Annotated in this window: 23 protein-coding genes and 1 riboswitch; of the genes, 5 read left to right on the forward strand and 18 right to left on the reverse strand. The window is 34.5% G+C overall.

Annotated features, from left to right (window positions below; all coding sequences use genetic code 11):
* Positions 1-182: 182 nt before the first annotated feature.
* Positions 183-881, reverse strand: a complete 699-nt coding sequence (locus COD11_RS15370; RefSeq protein ID WP_098797786.1) for a Na-translocating system protein MpsC family protein — start codon at positions 879-881, stop codon at positions 183-185.
* 412 nt (positions 882-1,293) lie between these two features.
* On the opposite strand from COD11_RS15370, the gene COD11_RS15375 reads away from it, so the two are divergent.
* Together COD11_RS15375 and COD11_RS27570 are read left to right on the forward strand one after the other, a co-directional pair.
* On the forward strand, positions 1,294-1,512 hold the full coding sequence (locus COD11_RS15375; RefSeq protein ID WP_098797787.1) for a hypothetical protein: 219 nt from the start codon (positions 1,294-1,296) through the stop codon (positions 1,510-1,512).
* A gap of 23 nt (positions 1,513-1,535) precedes the next feature.
* Complete coding sequence (locus tag COD11_RS27570) at positions 1,536-1,670, forward strand: hypothetical protein (RefSeq protein WP_255301631.1); 135 nt, start codon at positions 1,536-1,538, stop codon at positions 1,668-1,670.
* 34 nt (positions 1,671-1,704) lie between these two features.
* On the opposite strand, the gene COD11_RS15380 is transcribed toward COD11_RS27570, so the two are convergent.
* Entirely contained in the window at positions 1,705-2,679 is a 975-nt protein-coding gene (locus tag COD11_RS15380) for a carbohydrate kinase family protein (protein WP_098797788.1), read from the reverse strand.
* 266 nt (positions 2,680-2,945) lie between these two features.
* Here COD11_RS15380 and COD11_RS15385 point away from each other — a divergent pair, with 266 nt between their 5' ends.
* Complete coding sequence (locus tag COD11_RS15385; protein WP_098797789.1) at positions 2,946-3,965, forward strand: DUF3231 family protein; 1,020 nt, start codon at positions 2,946-2,948, stop codon at positions 3,963-3,965.
* A 44-nt stretch (positions 3,966-4,009) separates the two neighbouring features.
* Here COD11_RS15385 and COD11_RS15390 read toward each other — a convergent pair whose 3' ends face one another.
* The 9 genes from COD11_RS15390 to COD11_RS27575 form a co-directional block, all read right to left on the reverse strand.
* On the reverse strand, positions 4,010-5,371 hold the full coding sequence (locus COD11_RS15390; protein ID WP_098797790.1) for an aspartate kinase: 1,362 nt from the start codon (positions 5,369-5,371) through the stop codon (positions 4,010-4,012).
* 246 nt (positions 5,372-5,617) lie between these two features.
* The gene (locus tag COD11_RS15395) at positions 5,618-6,340 is read right to left on the reverse strand and encodes an amino acid ABC transporter ATP-binding protein (RefSeq protein WP_098797791.1); all 723 of its coding nucleotides are present in this window, start codon (positions 6,338-6,340) and stop codon (positions 5,618-5,620) included.
* Positions 6,337-6,993, reverse strand: coding sequence for an amino acid ABC transporter permease (locus COD11_RS15400; protein ID WP_098797792.1), 657 nt, complete (start codon positions 6,991-6,993; stop codon positions 6,337-6,339). Before COD11_RS15400 ends, COD11_RS15395 begins: the two co-directional genes overlap by 4 nt.
* Positions 6,994-7,068: 75 nt before the next feature.
* A complete protein-coding gene (locus tag COD11_RS15405; protein WP_098797793.1) occupies positions 7,069-7,896 on the reverse strand; it encodes a basic amino acid ABC transporter substrate-binding protein in 828 nt (275 codons plus the stop codon).
* A 418-nt stretch (positions 7,897-8,314) separates the two neighbouring features.
* Complete coding sequence (locus COD11_RS15410) at positions 8,315-9,313, reverse strand: ABC transporter permease (protein WP_098797794.1); 999 nt, start codon at positions 9,311-9,313, stop codon at positions 8,315-8,317.
* Position 9,314: 1 nt separating this feature from the next.
* Positions 9,315-10,820, reverse strand: coding sequence for a sugar ABC transporter ATP-binding protein (locus COD11_RS15415; protein ID WP_098797795.1), 1,506 nt, complete (start codon positions 10,818-10,820; stop codon positions 9,315-9,317).
* Positions 10,821-10,932: 112 nt separating this feature from the next.
* The gene (locus COD11_RS15420; RefSeq protein WP_098797796.1) at positions 10,933-12,057 is read right to left on the reverse strand and encodes a sugar ABC transporter substrate-binding protein; all 1,125 of its coding nucleotides are present in this window, start codon (positions 12,055-12,057) and stop codon (positions 10,933-10,935) included.
* Positions 12,058-12,172: 115 nt separating this feature from the next.
* Positions 12,173-12,277: riboswitch (SAM riboswitch) on the reverse strand.
* Positions 12,278-12,537: 260 nt separating this feature from the next.
* Positions 12,538-12,852, reverse strand: a complete 315-nt coding sequence (locus COD11_RS15425) for a hypothetical protein (protein WP_098797797.1) — start codon at positions 12,850-12,852, stop codon at positions 12,538-12,540.
* A 172-nt stretch (positions 12,853-13,024) separates the two neighbouring features.
* Positions 13,025-13,150 (reverse strand): hypothetical protein, encoded by a 126-nt coding sequence (locus COD11_RS27575; protein WP_255301632.1) that lies wholly within the window; start codon positions 13,148-13,150, stop codon positions 13,025-13,027.
* A 221-nt stretch (positions 13,151-13,371) separates the two neighbouring features.
* Between COD11_RS27575 and COD11_RS15430 the strand changes: the two genes are divergently transcribed.
* Positions 13,372-15,048 (forward strand): glutamine--tRNA ligase/YqeY domain fusion protein, encoded by a 1,677-nt coding sequence (locus tag COD11_RS15430; RefSeq protein WP_098797798.1) that lies wholly within the window; start codon positions 13,372-13,374, stop codon positions 15,046-15,048.
* Positions 15,049-15,080: 32 nt separating this feature from the next.
* On the opposite strand, the gene COD11_RS15435 is transcribed toward COD11_RS15430, so the two are convergent.
* The 4 genes from COD11_RS15435 to COD11_RS15450 form a co-directional block, all read right to left on the reverse strand.
* Positions 15,081-16,883, reverse strand: a complete 1,803-nt coding sequence (locus COD11_RS15435) for a sensor histidine kinase (RefSeq protein ID WP_231308892.1) — start codon at positions 16,881-16,883, stop codon at positions 15,081-15,083.
* Between the two features lie 19 nt (positions 16,884-16,902).
* Complete coding sequence (locus tag COD11_RS15440; protein WP_098797799.1) at positions 16,903-17,904, reverse strand: BMP family ABC transporter substrate-binding protein; 1,002 nt, start codon at positions 17,902-17,904, stop codon at positions 16,903-16,905.
* A 233-nt stretch (positions 17,905-18,137) separates the two neighbouring features.
* Positions 18,138-19,100 (reverse strand): alpha/beta hydrolase, encoded by a 963-nt coding sequence (locus tag COD11_RS15445; protein ID WP_098797800.1) that lies wholly within the window; start codon positions 19,098-19,100, stop codon positions 18,138-18,140.
* 90 nt (positions 19,101-19,190) lie between these two features.
* A complete protein-coding gene (locus tag COD11_RS15450; protein WP_141549695.1) occupies positions 19,191-19,421 on the reverse strand; it encodes an excisionase family DNA-binding protein in 231 nt (76 codons plus the stop codon).
* 246 nt (positions 19,422-19,667) lie between these two features.
* Between COD11_RS15450 and COD11_RS15455 the strand changes: the two genes are divergently transcribed.
* On the forward strand, positions 19,668-20,543 hold the full coding sequence (locus tag COD11_RS15455; RefSeq protein WP_098797802.1) for a sulfite exporter TauE/SafE family protein: 876 nt from the start codon (positions 19,668-19,670) through the stop codon (positions 20,541-20,543).
* 107 nt (positions 20,544-20,650) lie between these two features.
* Here the strand turns inward: COD11_RS15455 and COD11_RS15460 are convergent, their stop codons facing one another.
* The 3 genes from COD11_RS15460 to COD11_RS15470 all read right to left on the reverse strand — a co-directional run bounded on the left by COD11_RS15460 (position 20,651) and on the right by COD11_RS15470 (position 23,922).
* Positions 20,651-21,553 carry an AEC family transporter gene (locus COD11_RS15460; protein ID WP_098797803.1) on the reverse strand — a complete coding sequence of 301 codons (903 nt, stop codon included), beginning with the start codon at positions 21,551-21,553 and terminating at the stop codon, positions 20,651-20,653.
* A 114-nt stretch (positions 21,554-21,667) separates the two neighbouring features.
* Positions 21,668-22,933, reverse strand: a complete 1,266-nt coding sequence (locus COD11_RS15465) for a 2-hydroxycarboxylate transporter family protein (RefSeq protein WP_483296297.1) — start codon at positions 22,931-22,933, stop codon at positions 21,668-21,670.
* Positions 22,934-23,208: 275 nt separating this feature from the next.
* The gene (locus COD11_RS15470; protein ID WP_098797805.1) at positions 23,209-23,922 is read right to left on the reverse strand and encodes a response regulator; all 714 of its coding nucleotides are present in this window, start codon (positions 23,920-23,922) and stop codon (positions 23,209-23,211) included.
* Positions 23,923-24,083 lie beyond the last annotated feature (161 nt).

The raw sequence follows: 24,083 nt of genomic DNA on the forward strand, positions 1-24,083 counted from the left end.
TCTTTTTGCTATTTTGGCTTATGTTTAGCTTATTTTTCTAAATCATTTCTACCAAGTATTTAAATTAGTTTATTTCTAGTTGATAAATATAGCACTTAGCTTCATTTAAAAGAAAAAGCATTATTATCTTTTCTTCTTAATTTAATAATATAAAATATTCAAATGAAAGTAAATAATCTCTTCTATTGTAAATAAAAGAAAATATAGCTCCTATCATTTTTGTAGTCCCAAATCATAAATATATCTTCTACAACTGTAGTGAAAATTGATTCAAAAACCTCTTTTTGTTTAATAAAGGAGTTCTTAATATCATTGGAACGCTCTTGTAGCAACTCTATATGTCCTTTGCGATACAAAACTTTTTCAATTTGAATTAAAGGTTCTCTGCATTCTACAGCATACATATTTTGATTCATTCTAATGATTTCTACTCTACTTGGTACTTTATATATTTCCTCACTAACCGAAATTATTCCGTTAAAAAGATTCTCCCTGATTGTAGGAGGTACTGTTGTTTCGAGCCATTCTTTAGATCCACTATTCTCCAAAATCATTATTCCCGTGTTTCTTTTAAAATTCCAATCATCATAATAAGAATCAAAAGAAATACCAAGGCAATCATGTGCTTCTTTGCCAAACTCAGTGAATACTTCTTCCATAACAGCGGACCTGAATTTCTGTAATAAGCTTACATTGTTATTCTTCAACAAAACGGCTTCAGCAGGAGTTATATATTTTTTTATAAAGATGACTAATCTGTTTGAATGCAATGTAACGTAACATGTTTCAGGTCCTTTTCCAAACCTTTGCTTTAGCAGTTTACTTAATGTACTACTAAGAAGAAGGAGGTCTTCTTGGTAGTAATTATCAACATTTTTCATTTTATGTCCTCCTTAGTTATATTTAATCAATGCACAACAAGCAGCTTTAAACATTTTATACAATTTATTCCATATAAACATAAAAAGGCCTAACTTCGATATAGAAGTTAGGCCATGGACAGACAGCTATTGTGAGATAGATTCTCCCATTTACCATTTAAGGTTCATTTATATAATTGTATGTAAGTTTGTAATGAATCCTTTAATCAAAACTAATAACAGCAAGAAATTAGTCTAATAAAGATTATCACTATTTCCTATACATTGCAACAGTTTCTATCTATTCAATTCTTATACCTACTCTATCTTCGGTACTGTACTAAAATCTTAAATGATCATAAATAAAAGTTTTTGAATAGAATCTCCCTTCCTTTGATATCTTAAAACCAAAGTTAAATTTTGAGGTGATAAGATGAATAGGCGAAATCAGAATTCAGAGGTGACTCCCCATCAAGATGGAGAGAGGGAATCAATTATAAATGATCCGTTATCAACAGAAGGTTCTCAGATGGGGATAAGACTTGATGCTGATCCTGAATTTTCCCAAGAAAAAAACCCTTTTGATCATGAAATAAAACGAGATCCTTCCATGGATACATTTGAAAAACTAATGAGAGGGAAGAAAGTTTAAGAATAAAAGGAGGTTAAGTTTATATGTCTGATTGGAATGAACAAGCAGCTCCAAATAATAATACACCTGCTACTAGACTTCGAGCTCGTAATTTAACATTAACGAAACAAAACAAATATAGATCAAACTCTTCTAGAAATTCATCTAACGACAAATAATAAGCTTGAGAGGCTGTTTAGCCCCTCAAGCTGTTTATTGTGCTTTTATAAATGCATAAATTTGCTCTTGAGTTGGAATAGCTGAAATTGCTCCTTTGCCAGTTGTAGTTATAGCACCACTTGCATTGGCATAAGCAAGGATTTCTTCACTTTCTTCTTTTAGGAGAGTACCTATTTGAGATACAATCACATTCTTCTCAAGTAGCTTATAAAGAAAACCCCCAATAAAGGCATCTCCCGCCCCTGTTGTATCTTGAACAGAAACATTGTATCCAGGTGAATGAATGCAAAATTCCCCATTAACATAAAGGTCAGCTCCTTCTGATCCTTTTGTGTAGATAACAGCTTTCACATCTCCAATAAATAATGATTGAATCGCCTCTTCGACATCTTTCACTCCTGTAATAAACTCTAATTCCTCATCTGAAATCTTTACAAGATGTGCTTCAGGGAGAAAGTTCAAAATTGTTCTTCTACAGTCTTGAGGATCATCCCATAATGGTAGACGTACATTTGGATCAAAGCTGATTAAAGCACCTTTTTCCTTAGCAGACATAATTGCTTTAGTATGAGCTTTTTTAATTGGACTTTCTACTAAATCAACTGAGCAAAAATGAAGGATATCTCCTTTATTAAAAATTTCTCCATTAATCTCATCCTCGTTCAATAATAGATCTGCTGAGGGATTACGGTAAAAGGAAAAATCTCGTTCTCCATCCTCCTTAAGAGATACGAATGCCAAGGCAGTATTTGCTTCTTTTGTTCTAAGAACATGTTCAGTATTTACCCCAACATTGTTTAATGTTTCAATCAGAAAATCACCAAAAGCATCAACACCTAGTTTCGTAATCATTGAAGCGTTTCCACCTGACTTCGCAACAGCTGCTGCAACATTAGCAGGTGCTCCTCCTGGTGCTCTTTCAAATGAAACAACATCTTTTAATGCAATACCTTTTTGCTCCGGAATAAAATCAATTAGTACTTCTCCAATCGAAAATAATCTACCCATTTTTTCACCTTCTTTTATATGTATAAGTGTTAACTGTTTAAGTATATACCATAGAGATTATTCTAATAATAAGTTAAGTAAGTTAATTTCATAATTATGATTCTTAAATCAAAAAACGAACATTTTTCTTCACCTTGAACATGTTAATAAACAATACACGGATAAAACATTATTAAATGTGAAATTCATACGTTTTTTGGTAACAAATGATACATTATGAAATTAATTCAAGTAAGCTTGATTAAATAAAAAAGGAGCTTCACAACATGAATCTTAATAATGTTTCCTTAACAGCAGCCGAAATAGGTATCCTTTGGACATCTTACATATATGATACCATGACACTTCCATTTCTAACATTCATGAAACAAAAAGTAAGCGACACAGATATTATTCCTGTTACGGAGGAAGCTTATCGCATATCTTCTCTCCATGTAGAAGAACTTGAACAAATTCATCAGAAGGAAAACTTGCCCATTCCATATGGATTTACAGATAAAGATGTTTCTTTGGAAGCACCTGATTTATTTACTGATACGTTTAAATTAACATACATCTTACACATTGGAAGAGTAGGACTGCTTACTCATTCCGCAAGTCTATCATTAGCCGCAAGAGCTGATATTCGCGCTTATTTTGGTGATTGCTTATCTCGTGTACAATCTCTATATCAACTATCATCTGATGTAGCACTTAAAAAAGGACTTTACTTAAGAAGACCTTACATCCCTTATCCAAAAGAAATTGATTTCATTCATAATAAAAGTTACTTAAGTGGATTAAACCCTTTAACTAAATATAAACAAAGAATACTAAATGCCATCGAAATTTCTCACCTTAGCTTGAATATCGAAACAAATCAAATTGGGGTTATGCTTTCATCTGCCTTTATGCAGACCGCCCAATCCAAAGAAGTAAAAGATTATATGAAAAAAGGAAAAGAAATTTCTAAAAAACAGATAAAGGTTCTGTCAGATACACTCATGAATGACGATATACAAGCACCGATATCAGCTGATCATGCCGTAACTGATGCAACAACAAACGTTTTTTCTGATAAGTTAATGATGAACACGATGTCTCTTCTATCATCAGCTGGACTCGGTAACTACGCTACTGCTGCATCGGCCAGTCAACGGAGTGATCTCATTCTAAATTATGAGCGTTTATCTGCTGAGATCGCCCAATTTGCCAAGGACGGGGTTGATATTATGATTAAAAATAAATGGTTGGAAAAACCACCAGGAGCCCCTGATCGAACACAGCTAGGTGATAATATTCATTAACACCTTACATAGAAAAAGGCGTTGGAGTAACCCAACGCCTTTTTTTATACTGGTACAGCTACAAAAAACTCATTATACAATGCTTGCACAGCGCGTTTTTCTTGTGGTTCCTTCACACCAAACATCATACTTACCTCAGAAGATCCTTGGTTAATCATTTCAATATTTACCCCTGCATCTGCAAGAGCTTTTGACGCTCGGGCAGTTGTACCAACATTATGGCGCATACCTTCACCAACGACCATAATCAATACAAGATCGTGTTCAATAATAACCTCATCTGCATGTAATTCAGTCATAATTCGTTCCGTGATCTTTTCTTCAAGACCTTCATCCATTTGACCTTGCCTTAAAATAACTGTTACATCATCTATACCCGAAGGCACATGTTCATATGTTAAACCGTAATCCTCTAGAATTTGTAGAAGCTTACGACCAAACCCGATTTCACGATTCATTAAGTATTTACTAACATAAATGCTGCAAAAGCCTTTATCACTTGCAATACCAATAACTGGTCCATTTGTATTTGATCTTTCATTCACAATTTTTGTACCAGGAGCAGAAGGATTATTAGTATTTTTAACATTTACTGGAATACCAGCCCTGAATGCCGGGATTAGTGCCTCATCATGAAAAACAGAAAAACCTGCATATGATAGCTCTCGCATTTCTCTGTAAGTGAGCTCACTAATTTCCTTTGGATCTTGAACAATATTCGGATTAACAGAATACACGGCATCAACATCTGTAAAGTTTTCGTATAAATCTGCTTTAATTCCATTAGCAAGAATTGAGCCTGTAATATCTGAGCCACTTCTTGAGAATGTTAGCACCTCTCCAGTTTTGCTGTATCCGAAAAAGCCTGGGAAGACAATAATTCCTTCTCTTTCACGAAGCTTATATAAATTTTCATATGATTCAGGTAATACCTGCGCATTACCTGGTTCATCCGATACAAGTAATCCTGCATCTTTCGGATTTACGTATTGTGCATTTAAACCACTATGTTGGAAATAGGCAGCAATTAGCTTTGCATTATTATCCTCACCACTTGCCTTTACTGCATCTAGATAGCTATCCGGCTTACTTTTATCTCCATCAAGTAAATTCTTTAAGTCCTCTGAAATCGTAGTGATAATGTCAGAAGGAATAGATAACTCTTTTACAATACTCTCATATCTTTCAATAATTGTTTGAAAAACAGAGTCTGCATTTTCATTTGCTAAATGCCTTTCTGCACATTCAATAAGTAAATCTGTTACTTTAATGTCATCTGAATAACGTTTTCCAGGTGCAGATACAACAACCACCTTACGATCAGGATCTGATACGACAATATTCAATACTTTTTTTAGCTGTTCACCTGATGCTAAGGAAGAACCACCAAACTTAACAACCTTCATTTCCACAACTCCTACTATTTAAAATTTTCAGTCAAATTTTATTTTCCTATTATCTCTTTTTTCATCTAATTAATCAAGAGTTTTCTTCCTTATAAGGACAATTGTCTTTCTTGCAAACACACAAATACCTATCTCCCATAAAAATATCCACTAAATTACTTGAGTGCTCAACACAAAAAGGAGACCAAACACGTCTCCCTTTACTCTATTTTCTAGAGTATACATTTATACTATTATCATACAGAATTACAATACCTTACTTAAGAAGGATTTCGTTCTTTCATGCTGCGGATCATTAAATAAAGGCTCTGGCATATTTTCTTCTATAATATAACCACCATCCATGAAAATCACACGATCACCAACCTCTTTTGCAAACCCCATTTCATGAGTAACAACGACCATTGTCATTCCTTCTCGAGCTAATTGCTTCATAACCTCAAGAACCTCTCCTACCATTTCTGGATCTAGGGCAGAAGTTGGTTCATCAAACAACATAATTTTCGGCTCCATCGCCAATGCTCTAGCAATCGCAACACGTTGTTTTTGACCACCTGACAAAGAATTTGGATAAGCATTTGCTTTTTCAGCTAACCCTACCTTTTGAAGGAGCTGTAATGCCTTTTCTATTGCTACCTCCTCCTTCATTTTTTTCACTGTTATTGGTGCCATTGTAATATTTTCCATAACTGTTTTATGGGGAAAAAGATTGAATTGCTGAAAAACCATTCCTACATCTTCACGAACTTTGTTTATATCTGTTTTTTTATCTGTTAAATCAATACCATCTATCATAACTTGTCCGCCCGAAACCGATTCGAGCAAGTTAAGGCATCGTAAGAAGGTAGATTTTCCTGAACCAGAAGGACCTATTACAACAACCACTTCTTGTGGCTTAATCGTGACATTAATATCTTTAAGTACATGGTTTGCGCCAAATGATTTCTTTAATTTTTTTACAGTAATCATTCTGTCGTCAACCTTCTTTCAAGTATATTTAGTAAAAAGCTAAGAGTTAAGGTTAAAATTAAGTAAATAGCAGCTACGGTTAAGTATGGTTCCCATACCCGATAATATTGAGATGACATTGCCCGACCCCAATACATAATCTCTGGGGCAGCAACAACTGCCGCAAGAGATGATTCTTTTACTAACACAATAAATTCATTTCCAAACGGAGGAATCATTCGCTTAAAAGCCTGCGGCAGAATAACATGTCTCATAGCTTGAACATGATTCATTCCTAATGAACGTGCTGCCTCCATCTGTCCTCGATCGATTGATTGAATTCCACCTCTAAAAATTTCAGCAATATATGCAGCAGCATTTAATGAAAGTGCAATAATTGCAGCTGCAATTCCATTTGTTTCACCTGTGAAAAATGGCACTACCCCAAAGTGAACTAATAGTATTTGAACAAATAATGGCGTTCCACGGAAAAAGGTAATGTACCATTTAAAAGGAAGCGCTAGCAATTTGTTATTCATCATTTTACCTAAGCCTATCGCAAGTCCAAGAACAGTTCCTAGAAGAATACCAGCTAAAGACAAGCCAATTGTTAACAATGTTCCCTTTAATAAAAATGGACCATATTCAGCGATAATATCAAAACGAAAATCCATATTTTTCTTCCTCCCCTATAAAGGCAAAAATTGCGTATCACCTTTTATAAGGTGGTACGCAATAATTTTTGACCTTTATTGCTGTGCCTTTAAGTTTTCAACATCTGGATCTGAACCGAACCATTCGTTATAGATTTCAGCATATTTCCCGCTGTCTAGCACTTTGTTAATCGCTTCGTCAAATTCAGCTTTAAGTTCGCTACCTTTCGGGAACATTAACCCATAGTATTCAGAAGCAAAGCTTTCTGTATCTTCAACCACCGTTAACTTTTGATCTGGATTATTTTTCACATATTCTTCAACAACTGTATTATCAGCAACTACTGCGTCAGCACCACCGCTAGTAAGCTCCATAATCGCTAAGTTATTGTTTTCAAATTGTTTCATGTTTTTATTGTTTTTCCCCATAATTCCTTCAACTGCTTCTTGACCAGTTGTTCCTGCTTGAACAGCTACCACTTTACCTTCTAAGTCTGCAGCAGATGCACTGTCACTGCCTTCAGGAACTAAGATTTTGTTTGTTGATAAAAAGTATGGTACAGAGAAGTCATATGTTTGTTTACGATCATCGTTTATTGTAATAGCAGATATCCCAAAATCCGCAATCTTATCTTTAATCTCAACGAATAAAGGATCCCAGCCAACATGTTCAATTTCAATTTCATAACCTGCTTCTTCAGCTACTGCTTCAATAAAATCAACATCAAATCCAACAATTTCACCTTTATCTTGATACTCAAATGGTGCATATGCAGCATCAGTAACAACTCTTAATGTTTTCTTCTCTTCCGTTTCACCTGATTCGCTTCCTTCACCACTAGTTGTTTCCTGACTAGTCCCACAAGCTGCTAACAAAAACAAAAATGAAAGCATAAGGACAGATATAAATAACCCTTTTTTCATTTCTAGCTCCCCCTTATTTCTCTTAATCTCTTAACTATTTAAATGACTATGTAAGATACATAGTTTTTAGCATTTATAATATATATGCATGTATGAAGTATATCAGTATATGTATTTAAATACAATACTTCGTATAAAAATCTTTTATTAGAATAGGTTTTATTTTCAAAATACTTGTAACAAATTACTATTTCTTCCTTTAATTTTAAGACTAAATAAAATACTGTCAATTCTTTTGTGAGATATTATGACAAAAAAAGATATTAGGTTTATGATGAATCATTTATAAATTTACTTATAATTATACAGTTGAAGGGGTGCCTGTCACCACCCGATATTTGTAGAAGGATGTCGATTGAAGATGCTCAGAGCCAATAACAAAAAGGCTACTGAAAGCTCCAGTAACCTTTTTACATTCTTATTTTTGTTTATAGTAAGTTAGTGCAAGGGCAAATGCAAGAACTGTTCCCTTTACAATATCCATTGCATAATAAGGAACTGACATCATTACAAGCCCATTTTGAAGGATTCCAATTAAAACAGCTCCGACAAATGTTCCAAATGCATTTGGCTTTCCTGCTCCTAAAACGGAGAACCCGATAAATGCTGCCGCAACAGAGTCCATTAAGTAGGGAGAACCCGCATTTATTTCAGCAGTCATGACTCTTGAAGCCAAAACAATCCCACCAATTGCTGCAAAAAGTGCTGAAAGAAGATAGGCTACAACTTTATATTTATTAACAGGTATTCCTGATAATCTCGCAGCTTCTATATTTCCCCCAATCACATACATATAGCGCCCATGTTTTGTATAAGTTAGAAAAACATGTACCACAACAACCACGATGATCATGATGATAATAATCCATGGTACTTGGCCAATCTTTTCAAAAACAGGACTGATCATACCTGTTGCAAAGGTCCCATCAGGCATAACCATGTTTTGCGAAACGGTCGCACCCTTTGTATATGTTAATGCAATACCTTGAACAATAAACATAGTGGCCAGAGTTAGTAACATATCCGGCACCTTTAACTTTACGATAATAAAAGAGTTCAAAATACCAACTATTAAAGATGCAATAATAGCAGAAAATATTGCAATGAATGTGTTTTGTGAAAACCAAACAAACATTGAAATAACAATTGCATTTGATAAAGAAGCAACAGATCCCACAGATAAATCAAAACCATTAACAGAAAGAGAAATCGTGATACCAATTGCAATAATTGTCACAATGGATATGGATCTTAAGATATTAATTATGTTATTTCCTTGAATAAATGTTGGGTTGGATGCAGCAAAAACAGCTATTAAGATAAATATTGTTAAAATGGTTCCATACTTATATAAAAACTGAAAAAGATCAAATGATTTCTTTGAATTGGTTGATTGTACAGGATTTACATCTGCCATCCTAGTTGCCTCCTGTTGAATAATATAATAGTTCTTCTTCATTCGTTGCATCTGTTGCTAATTCCTTAGCAACTTGACCATCATATAGGACATATAATCTGTTTGTAATACCTATAATCTCGGCCAATTCAGAAGATGCATAAATAATCGCTTTTCCTCTACTCGCAAGCTCACTGATTAGGTCAAAGATATCTTTTTTAGCACCAACATCAACACCCTTAGTTGGTTCATCAAAAATATAGACATCCGCGTCGGTTATTAGCCATTTACCTATTGCGATTTTTTGTTGATTACCTCCAGATAAGTTTTGCACTTTTGTTTCCTCTGAAGGCGTTTTTATCCCTAAACTTTTTATTAACTCAACTGCCTTTTGCTTTTCTGCTTTTCGATTCAAAAAGCTAAATGGCTTGGTAAATGCCCCCAGATTCGCTGCAGTTAAATTGGTCACAACAGACTCTTGAACAAGAATGCCTTCTTTTCGCCTCTCTTCGGGTACTAAGGCAATCCCAGATTTTACAGCTTGGTACGGGTTGGAGATTGACAATTTCTTTCCTTTAAGTTTTAACTCACCGGATTTTACTTTTGTCTCCCCAAATAATGCCTTGCACAATTCTGTCTTCCCTGCACCTACAAGACCTGCGATCCCGACAATCTCACCATGACGAATCTGTAATGAAACAGAATTCAGCTTGTCAAAATCACTTAAATGATTTACTTCAAAGAGCAATTCTCCTGGATGAATTGCTTTTAGAGGAAATTGCTCCTCTAGCTCTTTTCCTAGCATGCTTTCCACTACTCGATTAGGTGTTGTTTCACTTATCTTTTCGTGAGTTACAAGCTTTCCATTTCTCATAATTGAAATGTCATCACATATTTCAAAAATTTCAGGAAGACGATGGGATATAAAGATAATCCCAACATTCTTCTCTTTTAGTTCACGAACTATGCGGAACAATTCCACTGTTTCAGAGTGACTTAATGGTGCAGTTGGTTCATCTAAAATCAAAAATTTACAATCCGAAGAAACTGTTCTTGCAATAAGAACCATTTGCTTCTCAGCCAAAGTTAATTCGCTAACAAGTTTCGTGGAGGATACTTTTATATTCAAGCTGTTTAATATTGTTGTTGCTTGTTCATGCAGCTTTTTCCATTGAATAAATTGTTTCTTTCCCATTTCATTCACAGTCTTTGTCAGCATAATATTTTCTCCAACTGTTAAATAAGGGATAAGGGCAGTGTCTACTTCTTGATGGACAATTTGTATACCATTTCTTTGAGCATCTCTAGGTGATTTGATGATCGTATTGATCTGATCGATTAAAATATCCCCGGTATAGTGAGAATACGAACCAGATAGCACCTTCATTAGTGTTGATTTTCCAGCACCGTTCGCTCCAATTAAAGCATGTGTTGTTCCACTTTTCATAATAAAGTCAACCTCATCTAATGCTTTTACACCAGGAAATTCAATTGAAATTTTCTTCATTTCTAATACGGAGTGATTCATCAATTTGCCTCCTTTCTACTACTTTACACTTCTATGGGATTTAATGTATGTGAGGTAATCAGAGGAAAACGAACACTCTCAACCTTAGAGAGTGTTCGTTAAGTCTAACGCATTATTTCTTATAATATTCTTTTAATGTTTTCATCCACTCTTCTTCAAATGCAGTAGATTGGCCCCAGCCTTCCACAGTATCTGCTAGATTCACCATATTAATTGGCTCACTTGATTGTAACAATGCTTCCTGTGAAATAAGTGAAGCTTCAAGATTATACGTTTCTGGTGTTTCTTCTCCTGCAAGCTTTTTCGCTAACAGTCTCATATCAACTGCACCAATTAATTTCGGATCAACAGCTGCTGTGTACTTCCAAGAGCTTCCTTCATTTTGCATTTCTTGAAGATCAGCATTTGAAACATCAATTCCATAAATCTTAATTTCATCTCTTCCTGCTTCTTTAATCGCACGCGCTGCACCTATTGCAAAAGCATCCCATGTTGCAAAAATTGCATCAATTTCACCTTTTGGATGTTTGTTCAACATTGCTGCTACAGCATTTTGTGTTTGAACAGATGTATCTGGTGCTGCAACTCCAAAACGTTCTACTTCTTTAATACCTGGATTGTTAGCAAGAATATCTTGGTACACTGCGTTTCTTCTCACCATTGGTGGGAATCCGTCAACCCATAGGTAAACAATGTTTGCTTCTCCGTTTGTATCTTGAACTAATTGATCTAACGCGAGCTTTGCTAACGCCTCATCATCTTGTGAAGTTAATGTTACCCCACCAATTTCAGCTAATCCTTCATTTGAATCAAATGTAACAACACTTTTTCCTGCATCAACAAGCTTTTGTACAGCATCAACAGTTGCTTCATCATCTCCATGTGAAATGATAAAACCGTCATAATCCTCCTCTAAGCCCTGTGCAATAGCATCGTGGAATTTAGCTGTATCACCGTTTGCGGTAAATACATCAACTGTAAAACCTAAAGCTTCCCCTTCTTCTTTAGCTCCTGCTAAAAATTGAGCTGTATGATCATCTCCGCCGATTTTGCGGATAACTTTGATTTTAGCACCTTCACCACTTGCAAAACGCTCTGGCACATTCTCTAATGATACTTCTGGATTTCCTTTTGCTTGTGTTGATTCAGTTTCTCCACTATTTGAAGAACAACCTGTAACAAGTAAAGTCAGCACAATTGTCAAAAGAAATGCTGCATTAAAAAATCTGTTTTTCATCGTTGCATTGCCCCCTCATTTTCTCTAAAACTTTTTAATTATGTCTAGTAATACTAGGCAACAAAAAAACCTCTCTAAAGATAGAGAGGTTTCACCACAATTTTAGGAGTCTCCTCTCTTATCTTTCAAAGCTGTATAGCTTTGCAGGATTTAGCACCAATTCTAATTGAACGGTTGCCGGGCGTCATCGGGCCAGTCCCTCTGCCACTCTTGATAAGAGATCTTTTTATGCGATTAAGTAAAATAAACAATAAATATACTTTAATACTCTACAGGATAGATGTCAATCATTAATTGAATATTTCTAATAGTTATTATAAAAAATCAATTGAATCAATTTCATAATCTATCATTTGTTACCAAAAAACGCATAAATTTCATATTTAATAATGTTCTTATCCGTGTATTGTTTGTTAACATGTTCAAAGTGAAGAAAGATGTTCGTTTTTTGATTTAAGAGTCATAATTATGAAAGGTAACTCAATTAAATACATTTGATACTTGCAAATGTCTTAAGCGTTTATTAATCTCTGATTCAAAAGTTACTTTTGTTGCTAAATAGTCAAAAATTCCACTATCAATAAGTAGTTTCGTATTTTCAGAGTTTCTAATTCCATCTGAGGTTTTCTGTATATACTCTCCGATTCCCTTTATTAATTCAACAAGATATTTTGTATCTAATTCTTCCAATTTATAATCTTCTCTTCTAGAAATTGTTCTGGCTGTATAATCAACTAACACTCTTTCATATGTGAAAAAATCAATGACTTTCCAATCCTCTTTAGATAATGCCATTCTACGATTCTCCTTATTTTTATACCTGTTATCATTATAAAAACAAGAGGATTCCAAAATAAACATTTTTCCTTCGTAAAATTCAGACATAGTCTACACTTTATCGACAAGAACTATTATTTTGGGTCAATTAAAAAAAGGTAAGCACCCGCTTAGCTTACCTCTCAAAAAACTATTTTCTTTTCTGTGCCTTCATTTTGTTGTTTTCTAATTCTGCTGCATATTCCTCTTGTGATTTCCCTTGTTTTTGACTTTCTGATTGGATCTTTCTAAATTTATTATCATTTAAGTTGGGCATATTCCTTTCACCTCCTGTAGACTTCGTTATTTTATACAAAAGGGGTCAATCTATTCGCTTGAACAATGTTTCATCATGAAGTTTGTATACAGACTGAGAAAATCTGTCATGATATATACTATTACCAGAAAAATGACCAAGTAAATTAACCTTTTTCAATTCTATTGGTATAATGACAAATAGGACTTATTTATACATATAAAAGAAAGGTTTGATCTGATTTGGAACAAAACTCCTCAAACTTTATTAAGAGCATAATTAAAGAGGATCTTGAAACGGGAAAACGTGACTATGTATACACTCGCTTCCCACCAGAGCCGAATGGATATCTACATATTGGTCATGCAAAATCAATTGTCATAAATTTTGGATTGGCAGATGAATTTAACGGGAAAACAAATTTGCGATTTGACGATACGAACCCTTTAAAGGAAGATACTGAGTTTGTTGAATCCATTAAAGAAGATGTTGCATGGCTTGGCTATGAATGGGACGGTATGTTTTTTGCGTCAGATTACTTTGAAGAAATGTACAATCGTGCTGTCCTTCTTATTAACAAAGGTAAAGCATACGTTGATGACTTAACCGCAGATGAAATAAGAGAATATCGTGGTACATTAACTGCACCTGGTAAGGAAAGTCCTTACCGCAATCGCTCAATTGAAGAAAATCTAGACCTGTTTGATCGCATGCGTAAAGGTGAGTTTGGAAACGGCGAAAAAGTACTTCGTGCCAAAATTGATATGTCATCACCAAATATTAACTTACGTGATCCTGTTATTTATCGTGTTTCACATGCTACACATCATAATACTGGTGACGCTTGGTGTATTTATCCGATGTATGCTTTTGCTCATCCATTAGAGGATGCAATTGAAGGAATTACACACTCACTATGTACAACTGAATTCGAGGATCAACGCCCTCTTTATAATTGGGTTATTGAAGAATGTGAAATGGAACATAAGCCACAGCAGATCGAATTTGGCCGCCTTGGCATTACAAACACTGTGATGAGTAAGCGTAAGTTAAAGCAGCTTGTTGACGAAAAGTTTGTTGATGGTTGGGATGATCCTCGTATGCCAACGATTTCCGGCTTACGTAGAAAAGGCTACACTCCTAAAGCAATCCGTGAATTTGTAAAAGAAACGGGTGTTTCAAAAGGTGTTGCAACGGTTGATGAAGCGATGCTTGAACATTTTGTTCGAGAAGATTTAAAGCTACAGTCACCACGTACTATGGGTGTTTTAAAGCCACTAAAGGTGGTCATTACTAACTACCCTGAAGATCAAGTAGAAATGCTTGATGCAGAAATTAATCCTGAGGTCCCTGAAATGGGAACAAGACAAATTCCATTTTCACGTGAAATATATATTGAACAAGAGGACTTTATGGAGGATCCTCCTAAAAAGTATTTCCGCTTGTTTCCAGGCAATGAAGTTCGCCTTAAGCATGCCTACTTTATTAAATGTGAAGATGTTATCAAAGATGAGGATGGTAACATTGTAGAAATCCATTGTACCTACGATCCTGAAACAAAGAGTGGAACTGGGTTTACAGGTCGTAAAGTAAAAGGAACTCTTCACTGGGTGGATGCAAAGCATTCATTACCGGCCGAGTTTCGCTTATACGAACCACTTATCCTTGATAAGGATAAAGAAGAAACTGAGGTTCAAGAAGATCCGTCAGAGGAAAAAACATTCCTCGATTATGTGAATCAACAATCTCTTGAGGTGCTACAAGGGTTCATAGAGCCCAATATGAAAGATGTTCAACCACATGATAAGTTTCAGTTCTTCCGTCACGGCTATTTTAATGTGGATCCGAAACATACTTCCGAAGAAAAAGCTGTGTTTAACCGAATTGTTTCTTTAAAGAGTTCATTTAAGTTAAAGTAAAATAAAAAGGCTGACCCCTAAAGTCAGCCTTTTTATTTATTTAAAGGAAGATCTAATACAAAGATCGTTCCATCCGCAGAACTCTCCTGAATAAAGATCATACCCTGATGATTTTCCACAATTCTCTTAACAATCATCAATCCTAGACCTGTTCCATTATCTTTTGAGCTTACAAACGGCTCAAATATTGTTTTTTGCATATCCAATGGAATTCCAGATCCACTATCCTTTAGATATATTCGATATGAACTTTCTGTTAGCTCCGAGTATATATGAATAACACCTTTACCACACATTGCTTCAATACTGTTCCGAATAAGATTATGAAAAACCTGCTTAATCTGTTTTGGATCAACGGATAATTGAATTGGATGTAAATCAATGATAAATTCAATATCTTCAGAAGATTGGATGATAAGAGGTAAAAATTCTTCCATAATATGTTGAAGATAAATGTTTTTTCTTATTGGTGCACCTGGCTTAGAAAGAAGAAGCATTTCCTCAATAATACTGTTTATTCGTTCTATTTCTTTCATAATTAGCGACATATGATACTGATCTTTCACCTTTTCCGAAAACGACTGGTTCATTAATGATAAAAATCCATGTACAACCGTTAAAGGATTTCGAATTTCATGTGCAGCACCAGCAGCAATTTCTCCTACTGCAGCTAATTTTTCAGATTGATTCATTCTTTTTTCCAACTCTTCAGTTTCAGTAATATCAACGAAATTTTTAACTCTGCCTATAACTTTTTGTTGTTGGTTCAGCACTTCTGCTTGTGAAACAAGAAGCAGCTTAGTTCCTTCACTCGTAATAAAAGGAACCTTCGTATGTTTATAAACCGTTTTTGAAGATAGTATCTCCCAAAAAAATTCATTTTTCCTATCACCTTGTGTGATAAAAAGCTGTTTAAGCTGTTGCTCATCCATACCTAATATTTTCGTTGCAGTCTTATTGACTGATATTTCAGTAGAAGTATCATTTATTGTAATAATTCCAACAGGTAATGAATTTAGTATTTGCTCCCTGTACAATTTGTCATTAAGAATTGTGTTAAAGGAATCCTTCAACTTTATAGACATTTGATTAATCGAATTTGTAAGCTGTTCAAATTCAGCTTGTTCTGAAGAGTTCAAAGTTAGCCCATATTGACCATTGGCAATCCGATCTACTTTGTTTATCATTGATTCTACAGGCTTTGTCAGGTTTGCACTTATTCGATAAGCAGCAAAAATAGATAAGCCAATAGCTATTATCGTAACAAAGATTAGTAACCATAGTGAGTTTTTTATAATGGCTGAAAACTCATTTGAATGGCCATCTAACTTAGAATAAGTGTTTTCCTTAGCTTTCTTAATCTCTTCTTTTAATAAATTGTATTGTGGTAAATAGTTAGATTCAATAAATTCCTTTGCTCCATTTTGATCATGATAATCTAACAAACCTTGTACATTATTAACAATCATAAAATCCAGTAATTCCATTCTCTTATTTATATTATTAAGAGAACTCGGGATTTTTGGAGAGCTATAACCAGATTCACTTTCTTGTGTATCTTCAACAGATTGATACTTAGCAGAAAGCTCACAACACTTGCTTTCTTCCAGGAAATCGTTGACCACTATTCCTTTAACACTTAACTCTTCATCCCACTTTGAAAGCCAATACAGCTCAGGGATATTCTTCTGTTTTATTTTGTTGCTAACTTGATTTACCTTATCTATAGATTGAACAAGAATTAGTGAAAAGCCACTTAACACAAAGGTTAAGATGAGAAGGGTTGAGAGAATTTTTGTGCGAAAAGACATATTTTTTAAAAGTTTCTTCAACACAACCCCTCCCCTCAGACTTTTAAGGAAAAACCAACTTTCCTTTCTCATACTTTTCCATCTCTTTTTTAATCATTTCTTTTTCTTCTTCAGTCAACATCGGCCCAAAGGGAGCTAGGCCATATACACCATGATTTGCCCCTAACATCACTTTGCCATGTGGTATTCCATCTTCACTGAAATAATCTTCCATAATCGCAACATACGCTTGTGAAACATCATTCAAAACACTCGTTACGACATGATCTTTCCCCATATATGATTGATCATCAAGATAACCTATCACATGGATATCTTCTTTTTTAGCCAAATTTATAATTTCTCTATTATAAGAGTTTCCTTTGCTGTAGACCACGTCCACACCCTCATTAATTAACTCACGAAAGATTTGCACTGCTTTTTTTCCGTCATCACGGCTATCCACATATCGATAGTAAAACGTTGCTTCTGGCTTGTAATACTTTAATCCAGTTTCAAACTCAGGTTTTTTTTCTCTAGCATCAAAAGCATCTATTAAAGCAATTTTGTTATTTTTTGTGACTACACTAGAAGCTAAAGCAGCAAAATATTCAATTTCTCCCTGGTCAAAAGTATAGACAGATTGATTAGGATATTTTGAATCTCCATGTATCGTTATAAAGTGGATGTCTGGATTTTGTTCAGCAACCTCCGTAAAAACATCTGAAAACTCACGACCATGTCCGATAATTAGCTTTGATCCCTCTTTTGTTGCTGTTTTAATCGTTTTTTTCATGCTTTTTTCTGTATCTATCTCACTATAAAGTGTTACATCAACAGGAAACATCTCTTCAATCTTCAGCTTTCCTTTATACGCCAAACTTCCCCAACTTTGGTCTACGAGAACATCCGATGTTATAATGGTTACTTTTGTATTGCCAACAAAATAATTTGCAGCAGCGTCAGAAATAATTCCCTTTGTTTTATATAAAATAGTCCCTATAATGACGATTCCAACAATCAATGTTATTATGCCTATCATCCTTAGCTGTTTCGATTGTTGCATTGTATACCTCTCCCCTAAAGATACATTCTCAATATATCATTATAGCGAACATTTGTGTTATACGCTAGAAATTTATCTAAAAAATCTACATATTTCGACAAAATTCTTTATCTCCTATCTACTAGTATTACTTTCACTAAACCTTTTATTTTTTGAAGAGCTTGTCCACTAGTGTATTCTTTAATAAGAACAAGAAAACCTCAGTGCTGGATATCCACTGAGGCTTTCTTATTTTATAAAAATTGCTCTGTTAACCAATTACCCAACTCTACTTTTAATTGTGAATGAATAGGGTCTTTTGCTTCCTGCTTGTATTGCTTCATTAGGTTTAAAACAGTTTTTTCCCCTTTAAACTCCTTTAGCATATGATCCATATTCTTTATCACAACGGCCCTTGTATTAGGTTTTTCAAGTTGTTTCATTCTGTTTAAATCATTGTAGTCCGCCTGAACATCTTTATCACCAGTTATGGCTAAGATTGGATACTCACACTCGCCTAACATTTCCACTATTTCTTCACTTGAATATGAAAAATGCTCTCTAAACCACCTAGCAGGAGTTTTTTTCAGTTTATATCTTATTGTATCTCCTTCTGACATCGTCATTTTCTGAAATAGATCATCTAACTGTTTTCTTAATTTTTCTTCAGTTAATAAAAACCTTAACATCATTCCTTTTAAACCTTTTAACTTTTGTATTTCATCAAGAATGATAAGATTTTGATACAACATTGGCTCTTTTAAACTGGAAGCAGCCCCTGCTATTAATACCATTCCACCAACGGGGACTTCTTGCTGTGCAATTGTTGCTAAAATACACCCTTCACTGTGTCCGAGCAAAATTATTTTTGTTGGATCAACTTTTGGATGTGCTTTTAAGAATTGAACCATCCCTCTCACATCTTTAACTAAATCCATCATTCCTGACTTAATTGGATCTCCATCACTTTCACCAACAGATCTTTTATCATATCTTAGTGAAATAAATCCTAGATGTGTTAAATAATGTGCCAATTCTTTATATAAATTTGATTCTATTGCAGGCTTTTTCATGTTTCCATCACGATCAGCTCCTCCAGAACCATTTATTATTACGATCGCTGGATATTTCTCTTCACTTGATTCTGGAATAGCTAAAGTACCTCTTAAAGTAACATCAGTTGTAACATTAAAATTTTCCTCATATATAGAAAGCATCTTCTTTTCGCTCCCTTAACCCTTTTTGTTTTTATTATTAATAATGATAACATTAATTCGATAAAAAGTCTCCCTTATTTTTCTATATTTTTAATCCTCATCTTTTACATCTATATCTTCCGGTATTGGCTCTTTTAAGTATTCTTCAATTAGAGCTTTATATTTTTCCAACTGCTCAAAATGTGTTTTAAATTGATCTTTATTAATTAAATATTGTTCACCATCAAAAAGGGCTCTTACCTTCTTTTCAGCTATCAGATTTTCAATTTGATCTTCAGGCAATGAGAGATACTCAGCTGTTTCCTTTAATGTTAGGTACATATAATCATTCATCCTCATTCATTTATAGTTGATACAATCTTAAAGAATTATTATCAACTATTCAATATAAATAATTTTTATTTATTATCTATAGACAAAATGATCATCATCACATAAAATACGATTAATCATATGCAAATACTCAGAAAAATATAGATAGTCTTTCACTTTACATAAACTCACGCTATAATTCCGACTAAACTCATGTGATTAATATATATTTATTTTAGAACTGGAGGGTAAATAATGAGAAAACTACTTATCTTTGCGATCGTCGGTTTTTTTGCACAATTAATTGATGGTGCTCTTGGAATGGCTTATGGACTAACATCAACTTCACTTTTATTAGCTTTTGGGGTTGCTCCTGCAGTGGCATCAGCATCCATTCATATGTCTGAAATCGCTACAACTGCTGTTTCAGGTATATCTCATTATAAGTTTGGAAATGTAGATAAAAAAATGGTCATAACTTTAATGATTCCAGGAGCAATCAGTGCTTTTATCGGTGCTGCATTTTTAAGTAGCCTTCCGGGTCATTTAATCAAACCTTATATTTCAATCTTCTTAATGATTATGGGGATTTATGTATTAAGTCGATTTCTATTCAAGTGGAACCCAAAACAGGAGAAGCAAAAAACCTCTGCGTGGTATTTAATTCCTCTTGGTGCTATTGCTGGCTTCTTTGATTCTGTAGGAGGTGGCGGTTGGGGTCCAATAAACACCCCCGCATTATTATCTAGAAAAGGAGCCATTCCAAGCAAAGTGATCGGGACTGTAGATACTAGTGAATTTGCTGTTACTACTGCATCCACTTTGGGTTTTATCATTTTTCTAGGCTGGGAGCAATTTAACTATGTGTGGGTTGCTGCTTTTGTAATTGGAGGTGTGATCGCTGCACCTATTGCAGCCTGGCTAGTCCGTATTATCCCTGCATACTTACTAGGAGTGGTTGTAGGTGGGTTTATCGTCCTAACAAATCTCAATACTGTATTAGATATATTTGGCACTTCAGGTAACCTAAAGCTTGTCATTTATTCGATTCTTTTCATTGCTTGGATAGTAGCTATCGTGCGGAGTTTTCAAAGAAATAGTCATTTAGAAAAATTACACAAAGTAACTTAGAATTTACTCTTAAATAAAATCTAAAAGGCATTTTCACCTGTAATTAAAGTCGGGTCGATTTCAATTTAAATCAACCCAACTTTAATTTAGATAGTGAAAAATATACTCTAAGATACAAGCAAAAGCATTAAAGGAACTGTTATAATGCTTAATACAGTTGTCACCAATGTACTAAATGACACAAAATCCGGATCGGTATTAAATTGTAAAGCGAACATAGTTGTATTCGCAGCAGTAGGCATGGCAGAAAGTACAATTAATATCTTCTCTAATTGTCCTTCTATTGGAAGGAACATTACAATAATACAGGCCAATATAGGCGATATCACAACTCTCAAGATAATAATCCCACTAATACTTTTTAATTTGACAGCTGAGCGGCTTAGCGATGCTAACTGCATACCCAATACGAGCATAATGGTTGGAATAGTTGCATCTGCTATCATATCAACAGATCTCATTAGGAATTCAGGAACCTTAATAGTACTTAGTTGTACAATTATCCCTATTAGTGCTCCATAAAGAATCGGCATCTTAACAATTCTCATCAATGAATCCTTCATACCACTTGTTTCCACACTGCCTTTCGCAGCATAGTAGAGGCCAATTGTATTCATCAATATCGATTGAATAACCATCATAATAACGGCATAATCAAAGCCTACACTTCCAAAAGCAAACAAAATGATCGGTGTTCCATAGTTCCCGCTATTCATAAATACACCTGATAAAATCACAGCAGACGTTTTCGTTTGTCCTAACTTTCTTAGCCTCGATACGGTTAATACTATAAGTAACAAACTAAAGCAAAGCGAAAGACAAAACAAGAGAATATAAAGGTATTCCATTGTTAGCTCATTTGTATAAAATGTTCGAAATGCTAGAAAAGGGTACATTAAATAGAGGGCAGTAACCGAAACAGACTTGCGGTCAATTTTTATCTTTTTTTGCCCAATATATCCTATTGCTAGAATAATAAAGGCCGGCAACACAACCAAGATAAACTCCATATAAATCTTCACCATACTTTATACAGTATCTATTTTAATACCTTGAACATCAGTCGTTTTTAAAAATAGAAAGCATTGGGAGAACGTCCCAATGCTTTAGATTCTATTATTCTACTATACAAGAAGTGGAATAATTAGGCCAGAAAGTAATAATATCAAAGCCCCACCTAATCTAGATGAGATTTGTGCAAACGGCATTAATTCCATACGTTTTGCTGCAGACAATACGGCCACATCACCTGTTCCACCCATATTTGCCATACATAATCCAGCTGTAATTGCAGCTTCGATTGGATAGAACCCAACTAATTTACCTAAAAGACCAGCCCCAATAATCGCCCCTAAAACAACACCAAAAACTGTTAAGATGTATTGGAATGATAAAGCTTCAAGTACAGTGTTTAAATCTGTGTAGGCCACACCAATACCGAATAATAGAGCAAAAGTCCAGTTACTAGCCACAAATTGATACCATTGACTAGCTCCATCAAGAACAATTTTCGGGATAATATTAGCCACTTTTGCAGCAGCTACTAAAATAATCATAATGGCATAAGGATGTAAAGGAACAAAGTCTCCCAAAACATTTCCGAGCGTGAAGAATGTTAAAGCTGCTAATAGTCCAACACCCATTACTTCAATATCATATTTTTGCTTTGTTTTTTCATACGTAAATCCTTTAATTAATTGACCATTTCCTGATAAAGACGGAAATCTTCGCCCCACCATATCTAGCACACTAGCAAGTACTATCGCAAACACATTTCCTAAGGCAAGTGCTGGTACAAGCATTGAAATGTAATAGCTTGGTTCATTCCCTAACATTTCGGAGTAAATTTGACTCATTGGAACAGCACCTGCACCCATTCCGCCTCCCATAATTGGCATTGTTATAACTAGAATAGCATCTTGAAGTGAAAAACCAACAAGTGAGCCAAACAATCCTGCAATAATAATTGCCCCAATTACAGCCCCAAAGATCGGTAAGAAATAACGTAATCCAACCTTGACTAGTATCTTAGAATTCATTCCTAAAATACTACCTGTAATTAATGCAGCTATATAGAAGTCTAAAAATCCACCTGTTTTCATAAAATCAGTTACCGAAGTTGTAATGGTTTCTGGTAGAAGGCCGCTGTAGACCATATACGCAGAACCAAAGATTGCGACAATCGCTCCTCCACCAAGAAATGTTTTAACGATCGGTGTACGATCACCTAACCATCCGAAAGCTTCACCTAATATAATCATAACAAGCAAACTACCAATCATACCTCCTGGTAAACTACCTGTATACATACTTATCAACGTAATCACACCAAATAAAACAAACCATAAAATTGGTGTATTAAATATTTTTAATTTTGGTCTCGCTTTCATTTCTTCACTATTTTCATCAAATGATAGCCTCTTAGCTGTTGATTCCATTCTTATTCCCTCCTTAAAAAATTACATCTAGCCCATAAATGCTCTTCTTCCTGCATTCTTGTTAACCTACACTATTAATATGATTTCCATTAGTCGTTTCCCATTCAAATTGAGTAATCGCTTTCATAATCTGTTTTAAGTTTACTGAAATATTCAGACATTTTATATATTTTGAAACTAATGATAGCTTTTTGAAATTAAAAAAAGCAGCGTTAGCTGCTTTTTCATTATTCATATCCATCAAGCAAATATTGTTTGTCAGTATTATATATATAGGAATATAGAGGTCTCCCAATGCCGTATGTTAATGTCTCATCAATAACTCCAATATCATTTAGGAACTTTAAATATTTCCTAACAGATACTCTCGATATCTCCGTCACCTCTGCGATAACATCAGTAGAAAAGGGTGCTTTCCCTTGTTGTTTTACCGCTTCAAGAACCGTAACAAGAGTTTTTCTCGATAACCCTTTTGGTAGAGGCTTTAAAATACCTTGATCATTATTCTCTTCTTTTACTAGTAAAAGCTGATCAAGATCCTCTTGATTAATTGTTTTTTGCCTTTTTAAATAAACATATTGATCTCGGTATGTCCTTAGGGCCTGTTCAAATCGGTCAAATTCAAAAGGCTTAATCAAGTAATCGACCGCACCATTTCTAAGAGCCTCCTGAATTTTCTCAACATCAGAAGCAGCTGTAATAAGTATGGCATCAATATCTTGTTTTTCCTCTCTAACTTTTCTGAGTAAAGATAAACCATTTTCTCCCGGCATAAAAACATCTAAAAGGAGAAGGTCCACATTTTTTTCCTCAATAACATCTAAAGCTTCCTTCACACTATCTGCAATATTCACTAATAAAAAACCATCTACTTGCTCTAAATATCGCTTGTTAAATTCTGCAACCATTGGATCATCTTCAACTATTAAAACATTAATCACTTGTTGATTCCCTTCCTTTAGGGGTAGCGTCAGGAAAATGCGGATTTACAACGTTAAGGAAATTTCAATATTAAAAAGCCTAATTTCTCAATTAACTGTGAAGAAATTAGGCTTTTTTCATTTCTCAATTAAAGCGCCTGATCGTAATATAAGTTTAACCA

The organism is Bacillus sp. AFS040349 (genome assembly GCF_002577655.1).
Lineage (GTDB): Bacteria > Bacillota > Bacilli > Bacillales > Bacillaceae > Metabacillus.